Below are 7,044 nucleotides of genomic sequence, written 5' to 3' on the forward strand. Positions count from 1 at the left end.
ACTTGCAAGTCACGTCCGGACTTCATTGTGCCCTAATCGGGGACGTTCAGGGGAGACGCTTGGCAGACGAAAGCGAAAACGAGCACCACCTAACGAAGAATCATCGATAGTCAGGGCGCTCCGGTAGCCTTCAAGAATGTCCTGAACGACAGCCAGCCCAATTCCTTGACCCGGATGACGGCTGTCAATACGCACCCCACGGCGCAAGACCGTATCGCGTCGCTCGGCTGGAATACCGGGGCCATCATCCTCGATATCGATGATCCAGCTGTCATCAATGAACTGGGCGCTGACCTGTACCTGGGTCAGACACAGGCGATAACCGTTTTCCAAGAGATTGCCAAAGACCTCCAGCATGGCGGCTTCCTCGGCCTGGACTTTCATGCCCGGCGGAAAATGCAGTGAAGACTGGACCTTCTTTTCGGCATATACCTTGTCCAGCGTGCTGAACAGTGACTCCACGAGTGGTTGCAGCTCCAGCGGTCTGCTTAGCACCGCGCCACGGCGTGTGGCCCGTTGAAGCTGGAAAACGACCTGTTGATTCATGCGCTCGATCTGAACCTGAAGGGCAGAGACTTCATGCTCCAGGCTGGGTTTTCGGCGCAGGTCTTCTGTGACGCCTTGAAGAACAGCCAGAGGCGTTTTCAAGCTATGGGCCAGATCACCCAACGTATCGCGATAGCGCTCCCGCTGCAGGCGCTCGAAGTCGAGAAGACGATTGAGTGAGCGGATCAAACGGCTGATCTCGCTGGGCACGTTCTTTTCATCGAGCAGATCGCGCTGATCCGTCTCGATGGCATCCAGCTGGCGACTCAAACGATGCAGCGGGCGCAGGCTCCAATGTAGCCCTACAGCCAGAAGGATCAGCAGGGCGAACAGGACGCCACTCAGCCAAAGCGTAACCTGATGCATAAAGCCGCTGCGCAGGCGATCATATTCTTCGGCAGGCTGCATGGTGACGATGCTAAAGCCTGCCACCGGCGGATTCCCCAGCAGGACTTCACGATCAAAAACGAAAAAGCCACGGCCCTCATCATCTGTGGTTTTGACCAGCTTGACGCCAGTCCCATCAAATGTTGGTCGATAATTGGGTCGTTCACGTACCGCAGAGCGGGAGCGCCAGAGTAAGCGACCATTCTGATCGTATACATACCCCAGAATAGGTGACTGCGGACGGTCAAAGACCTCCTCGGCGATCATTTCCGGCATCGCCAGACGCCCGTCGATGGCCCGCGCCGCACCAATCAGCGTATTGGCATTGGCCTCAAGGCGAGCGGCTACGAAGTTTTCTACCGTCCCGTCAAACGCCTTGCCAATGGCCGGGATCATCAAGCCCAGACAGATGATGACCAAAAGGGCCGCACTTAACAGAAGGCGCAGGCGGAACGATCGGATCATTGGCAGCGCTCGGTAAACAGGTAGCCACGTCCGCGGACCGTTTCAATAGGTTGCATGCCGCATGAGGCTTCCAGCTTGCGCCGCAGGCGGCCAACTAATACCTCAATAACATTGCTGTCATGCTCGCCATCGTCATCATAAAGCTGTTCCATCAGGCGCTCTTTCGTAATGACCTGCTGGTGGTTACGCATAAGGTACTCCAGCAAACGATACTCATAGGCCGTCAGCTGCAGAGGCTGCTCTTCATTGAAAGCCTGCTGGCGACCAAGATCCAGGCGCAGGTTACCGGCCTTGATGCTAGGCTGGATAAAGCCGGCGGAGCGGCGCAGCAATACATTCAGGCGCGCTTCCAGCTCTTCGAACTGAAACGGTTTGACGACATAGTCGTCGGCACCAGCGCCCAGGCCTTCCACCTTGTCCTGCCAACTACCGCGAGCAGTGAGGATCAGAATCGGCAAAGCCATACCCTGCGTGCGAAGCTGGCGGATCAGGTCAAGTCCGCTCATGCCCGGCAGGCCTAAATCCACAATGGCTAGGTCATGGTGAAATTCGCGCGCGTTATAGAGGGCTTCCTCGGCATTACCTACGGCATTGACCACATGCCCAGCTTCGCTAAGGCGCACCTTAAGGTGGTGACGGAGCAGGTTTTCGTCTTCGACGACGAGAATTTTCATGGGTGTTCCTGAATGTTCGGCAAACAAAGGTCAACTCGAATCGATAGGTCATTATCCTCGACTTCTGACCGGTACGGTGAGTGTTGTGCCCTTCTATCAGGGCAAGTACTCGGTAAAGGAGGATAAAGGAAAGGGTTCTGGATGTGGGTCATTTGTATCGGACAAAAAAAACCTCTCCGATGGGGAGAGGTCAGGAGCACTTCATGGGGATCGAGAAACTGCCACTGGGGAAAGTGGCTATGCACCACCAGGGATGAACTGGCCTGTGCACAATGGAGCTGCAAGGAACATCGCCGAAGAACATGAGGAAGTTACCGATACATGTGAACCGGCTGCGTCGGTCGGAGCGGGGAACGCAGCAGCCAGCTGGGGATACATCATGATCGGGCCTCCTCACTGGAGCATCTTCTGACAGTTTCAGACTACGCCAGAGTGGCTGAATACTTTCTGAATCTGGGCTGAACAAGAGCTGAACGATACAAGATCGACGCTTTTTCATTGAAAGGACGACAGGCGGTCAACTTTTGACGTGTGATAGCGCCATCCTTGTTAAGGAAGCACCTTTTACCCGCGTAATTTTTATAGGGTTGTGCTCGCATAGGGCTGCGCTTTGTTGCTCAGCGTCGCTGCCGAGCTAGTCCATTATTAAATGATGAAGATGCCGTCATGCCTGATTTTGAAAAAGAGCTGTCCGATCTGAAAGAGCTTATTTACAACCGCAAGCCGCTGATACTGACGGGTGCAGGCATTAGTACTGCGTCAGGTATTCCGGATTACCGTGACGCCAATGGAGTGCGCCGGGGTAAGGCGCCCATGATGTTTCAAGAGTTCATGGCCTCTCCTGAGGCCCGAAAGCGCTATTGGGCACGTAGCATGGTGGGCTGGCCAGCCGTACGTGATGCCATGCCTAACTCAACGCACAAAGCACTGGCTGAACTAGAGACAGGGCAGCATATTTCAGGAGTCGTTACACAAAACGTAGATGCGCTGCATGGAAAGGCGGGCAGTCACCGTGTCACAGAGCTACATGGCAACCTGCATCGAGTAGTGTGTCTGGATTGTGGCAAGCGCATGCAGCGCGAAGACGTTCAGGCTGAACTAAAGGAAAGGAATCCTGATTTACAAGATATCAATGCTGTTCTGGCACCCGATGGAGATGCTCATCTGGCAGCCTCTTATCTTAATGGCTTTCGTTTGGCTGGTTGCCCTTGCTGCGGTAGTGAGTTACTCAAGCCAGATGTCGTGTTTTTTGGCGAAGGGGTTTCAGCAGACTCAGCTGAAGCTGCCTGGGAAGGCGTACGGCAGGCTCAAGCATTGGTTGCAATCGGCACGTCCCTGATGGCCTATTCGAGCTTTCGTCTATGCAAGCTGATTGTAGAGCTTGGTAAGCCTTTAATTCTGATCAACATAGGCAAGACGCGTGCTGACACGATATGTACTTTAAAGATAGAAACCCCCTGCCAAGACATACTGCCTTGGTTAGCTGCGCAGGGATAAAAGGCAGGTAAGAGAAAGGTACCCTTGGCACCTTTCAATAAAGCAGATTGGTCGCAGCTACTTTAATGCCGAATAGCGAAGTGTTCAGGTGTCTGCAGGCTAATCACCGAGCTGAATGCATCGCGCAGCGGCTTAAGTTCTTCAGGACTTTTTTCTCCACGATGAACCTGAGCAATCATGGCGAGTGCGTGCTCGATCAAATCATTGGCGGCCTGTAGATGATCCAGCAGAGAGTCAATTTCTTGCTGTGCGGATAAGCAGGAATTTGATTGAGCCATGGCGGCAAGCTTTCCATAAATGAGCAGAGTATGTTGGCTTGGTGTCGAGTGAGGTTGCAACGCACCATTAACCAAGAGGCGCACAGCCTACATTAATCAAACTATAAAATCTGATGCTGCAAGCATATAGTCTGACTCTTGGTGTGCCTCGGCGACCAATGGCATTGAAAGCCCCGGCCTGGGCAGGATTTCACTTGGCTCCTGTACAGCAGAAACCTTATGGAGCAGTCATCAAGTCCCATATGAATAGCTTTTAAATGAAGGGGACTTGCCCTGACTGCTGGCGTACTCAGAGAAAAATAGCCTCGCTTAATGCTCTGTAAAGAGTATGCACAGGCTGCAGTACACGACCATCTGCACGTATAAGAATCCAGAGTTCACTGTCGCAATTGGCTAACGGAGGACTTAGCGGATAAAGCTCGGGATCTGCCTGCACTACAAAGTGCGGCAGAATGGCTACGCCTAACCCTGAACGTACCAACTGCGTAACGGCATGTATGCTCTGGCAACGATACCGTGGAACGAGGTTGGGGTAATGGTGTTGGCGCCAGGTTATTGTAGGGTGGTCATTAAATGAGTCATCGAGTGATACCCAGGTTAGCGTATCCCAACTCCTATCTTTAACTTGATCCAGATAGCTAGCCTGTCCACACAGGACATAAGACACCTCTCCCAAACAGCGGCCTACAAGATGTTCAGGGGGTATCTTTGTCAGCCGTAAGGCAATATCCGCATCTCGCCTACTCAGGTTGGCGAAGCTATCAGAGGTTGTTATTTCCAGGGTCAACTGTGGATAAGCCGGCAGAACATCGGCAAGCGCTGGGGCTACAAGGCTTTCTAATACGGATTCAGTGCAGGTCAGCTGTACTGTGCCTGCGCTGGCTTCAGCACATGCAAGACTAGCCCGCGCGCTATCTAAGGCATGTTCGGCCCGCTCAGCCTGATCCGCCAGCAGCAAGGCAGTCGGTGTAGGCATATAGCCGGTTCGCTTCTTCTCAAATAACTCGCTGCCTAATGATGCTTCAAGACGCCGAATAGAACGAAACACCGTCGATACGTCTACGCGAAGCCGTTCGGCCGCGCGTGAGAGCGAGCCGCCTCTTACTAATGCAAGGATCAGCGCAAGATCAGAGTAGTCGAGTCGATTATGCATTTATGCAAGACCAGCATGCCAGCGCGCCAATAGTGGGCATGTCCATCTCTTTTTATAGTGTCTGCTCAAGAAACAACAACTATACAGGAGAGGCTTATGAGCGCATCGGTAAGAGACACCTCTACAAATAGGCAAAATGTTCGGGTTGCCCTGATAGGTGACTATAATCCTAACATCACAGCGCATAAGGCTATTCCACTAGCCTTGCAATTGGCTCAACAGAGCATGCAGGTACCTCTTGCTTTCCAATGGGTAGCTACAGCCGATATAAAGGAGACAATCTTTGAGGCATTTGACGGGATATGGTGCACACCCGGCAGCCCTTATCAAAGCGAGGAGGGCGTCTTATCTGCTATTCAATACGCAAGGCTTCGCGCGCTACCCTTTTTAGGTAGCTGTGCTGGGTTTCAATACGCACTGATCGAATACGCTCGTAACGAATTGAACTGGGCCAACGCTGCACATGCTGAAACCGCACTGGCAAGTAATAACCCTATAGTCAGCCCGCTTGAGTGTGCATTAGAATAGAAAGAAGCGAGCAGGTAACTTTTACCCCTGGCTCTTGCATCTCCAAAGCGTATGGGGCTACAGGGAGCTACGAAGAATACCGCTGTGCCTATGGCCTTAATACAGATATTGAAGCAAAAATACTCTCTGGCAGGCTCAAAGCAGCAGGGTACAACGCAGCGGCAGAGGTTCGGGCTGTTGAGCTGCATAACCATCCCTTCTTTATTGCTACTCTCTTCCAATCAGAGCGTCAGGCCTTGAAAGGCCTCTTGCCACCTCTTGTTAAGGCATTTATAGAGGCCTGCATCACTCAGGCCGTCTTGGCTGGAAGGAAAGGGAAATGAATATTCCCTCTACGTCATGTTATGCAGTTTATGCAGTTATTTTTATCTCAAAGCGAAGTGCTCAAGAAAGCGAGTACCCTGAGACTGCTAAGCGTATGCTCAAGTTGGCACAAGAGCAGCCAGGGTTCTTGGGGGTAGTGTCTGCAAGGAGGGAAGACGGTGTTGGCGTGACCATTTCTTACTGGGCTGATGAGCGTTCTATAAGAGCATGGAGAGATCAGTCCGAGCACCAGCAGGCACGTTTAAAAGGGCGCACCAAATGGTACGAAGGGTACAGTGTTCAGATCGCAAAAATAGAGCGTGCATACTCTCTGGATAAAACCGACAAATCCGCTTTCGTTAGTAAAGGATTAACGAATGGTGAGTAAGTTGTTTAAAGGGAAGGATCCTGCTCTGTAAAGCGCTCTAGCTCATCAGCACGGGCCTTGGTCATATCTAATAAGCAAGACGCCGTATTCAACGCATCAATCGTACCGCCTGTTGCATTTGCATAAAGACTGCAGTTGGCATCCCGGTATTTGATCCACAAGCGTTGGGTTTCTTTAAGTTTACCCATCTGTGTCTCGCTAAAGGCCGCCATTGTATTTTGATAGGCCTCATTAAGGCGCATGTCCTGAAGCTTTGTTTCTGCAGATATACAGTCCAGCATGTCCTTGGTCGTGCCCTTGGACTCATCAAGGCACGAGCTAAACGTGGCGGAGTAATCATCTTCCTCGATTGCGGCTGCTGACTGAAAAGCAAAAAGAGCGGTAAGACCAAAAGCAAACAAATAAAGCCTCATGTATTCCTCGCTTGTTGGCGTGCTGCTGGGCGTATCTAAAGATTTAGCAAGCATAGAGCACTGTTACTATTAACCCGCATGACTACCGTTTAAAGATATATAAGTCATACGCGTTGGATGGAGAGCTCGGTATACCTAGGAAAAGCCTGTGAGCTAACGCCTTGCAACAGCATAATTAGACACAGAAAAGATTTTACCAAAGCCTATTCAAATAAAGCTTGACCTGCTGATTCATAGGCCTATAATGCGCCCCACTTCCGCTGCAACGGAACGGCAAAAAGTCTTGTAGATCAATGACTTAGCTGTCCGGTAGCGTTCAGGTCCAGACCTGATGGTAGCGGAGGAGGGAAGCGTGGTTGACAAGCCCCTGGGCTTGTGTAGAATACGCCTCCCGCTGTCGAAACAGGTTCTG

Annotated in this window: 7 protein-coding genes and 1 pseudogene; 3 read left to right on the forward strand and 5 right to left on the reverse strand. The window is 51.7% G+C overall.

Translation table 11 applies throughout. The features are described from left to right. Positions 1-9: 9 nt before the first annotated feature. Both IEX86_RS11895 and IEX86_RS11900 read right to left on the reverse strand, forming a co-directional pair. Entirely contained in the window at positions 10-1,398 is a 1,389-nt protein-coding gene (locus IEX86_RS11895; protein WP_188866320.1) for an ATP-binding protein, read from the reverse strand. Next, entirely contained in the window at positions 1,395-2,072 is a 678-nt protein-coding gene (locus tag IEX86_RS11900) for a response regulator transcription factor (protein ID WP_010796231.1), read from the reverse strand. Before IEX86_RS11900 ends, IEX86_RS11895 begins: the two co-directional genes overlap by 4 nt. Positions 2,073-2,738: 666 nt before the next feature. Here IEX86_RS11900 and IEX86_RS11905 point away from each other — a divergent pair. Continuing rightward, on the forward strand, positions 2,739-3,569 hold the full coding sequence (locus IEX86_RS11905) for an NAD-dependent protein deacetylase (RefSeq protein ID WP_188866321.1): 831 nt from the start codon (positions 2,739-2,741) through the stop codon (positions 3,567-3,569). A gap of 62 nt (positions 3,570-3,631) precedes the next feature. Here the strand turns inward: IEX86_RS11905 and IEX86_RS11910 are convergent, their stop codons facing one another. Together IEX86_RS11910 and IEX86_RS11915 are read right to left on the reverse strand one after the other, a co-directional pair. After that, positions 3,632-3,847, reverse strand: coding sequence for a hypothetical protein (locus tag IEX86_RS11910; RefSeq protein WP_188866322.1), 216 nt, complete (start codon positions 3,845-3,847; stop codon positions 3,632-3,634). Positions 3,848-4,136: 289 nt separating this feature from the next. Then, positions 4,137-5,000 carry a LysR family transcriptional regulator gene (locus IEX86_RS11915; protein ID WP_188866323.1) on the reverse strand — a complete coding sequence of 288 codons (864 nt, stop codon included), beginning with the start codon at positions 4,998-5,000 and terminating at the stop codon, positions 4,137-4,139. Positions 5,001-5,096: 96 nt separating this feature from the next. Here IEX86_RS11915 and IEX86_RS25915 point away from each other — a divergent pair. After that, positions 5,097-5,851, forward strand: a pseudogene (locus IEX86_RS25915) (CTP synthase C-terminal region-related (seleno)protein). Continuing rightward, on the forward strand, positions 5,848-6,219 hold the full coding sequence (locus tag IEX86_RS11925; protein WP_188866324.1) for an antibiotic biosynthesis monooxygenase family protein: 372 nt from the start codon (positions 5,848-5,850) through the stop codon (positions 6,217-6,219). Before IEX86_RS25915 ends, IEX86_RS11925 begins: the two are co-directional and overlap by 4 nt. 5 nt (positions 6,220-6,224) lie before the next feature. Here the strand turns inward: IEX86_RS11925 and IEX86_RS11930 are convergent, their stop codons facing one another. After that, positions 6,225-6,632 (reverse strand): lysozyme inhibitor LprI family protein, encoded by a 408-nt coding sequence (locus IEX86_RS11930; protein WP_188866325.1) that lies wholly within the window; start codon positions 6,630-6,632, stop codon positions 6,225-6,227. Between the last annotated feature and the right edge of the window lie 412 nt (positions 6,633-7,044).

Source organism: Pseudomonas asuensis, from assembly GCF_014646755.1.
Taxonomy (GTDB): Bacteria; Pseudomonadota; Gammaproteobacteria; order Pseudomonadales; family Pseudomonadaceae; genus Chryseomonas; species Chryseomonas asuensis.